Annotated in this window: 2 pseudogenes; both read left to right on the top strand. The window is 66.7% G+C overall.

What is annotated here, in order from left to right:
- Positions 1-236: pseudogene (locus JCM25156_RS26685) on the top strand (xanthine dehydrogenase small subunit); the annotation flags it as partial.
- Positions 229-585 (top strand): annotated as a pseudogene (locus tag JCM25156_RS26680) (xanthine dehydrogenase molybdopterin binding subunit); the annotation flags it as partial. The pseudogenes JCM25156_RS26685 and JCM25156_RS26680, both read left to right, overlap by 8 nt.

Raw genomic sequence — 585 nt, 5'->3', positions numbered from 1 at the left:
CCGAAGCCGCGCTGGAAGGCCATGAATGGAACGCGGCCACGCTGGAAGCCGCCCGTCAGGCGATCATGGAGGATTTCGCCCCCATTACCGACATGCGGGCGAGTGACTGGTACCGCCGTACCGTCGCCGCCAATCTGCTGACCCGGCTTTATGCCGATTGCGGGCCGGAGGGAACGCGCGCGTCGATCAGTGTGCGATCCGCCTGCACCGCCGCCGGAGAACACGCCCATGGCTGATGGAAACAGTTTCGCGTCATCCGCCACAACGGCGGATAACGGGATCGTCGCGGGTGGGGCGTCACGCAGCCTGCGCCATGAAAGTGCGGCCATGCATGTGCAGGGCAGCGCCAGCTATATTGATGACCTGCCCGAGCCGCGTGGCACGCTGCATCTGGTGCCGGGGCTGAGCGCGCGCGCGCATGCCCGTGTCCTGTCCATGGATCTGGAGCCGGTCCGGCAGGCCGAGGGCGTGGTTGGCGTCTATACGGCGACCGATATTCCCGGTGAGAACCAGATCAGCGCGGTGGGCAAGGGCGACGAGCCGCTGCTGGCGTCCGATCTGGTTTCCTTCTACGGCCAGCCGCTG

It is taken from the genome of Komagataeibacter kakiaceti JCM 25156, from assembly GCF_000613305.1.
The sequence above is the reverse complement of the archived record's forward strand: the minus strand, read 5'-3'. Positions and strand labels throughout refer to the sequence as shown.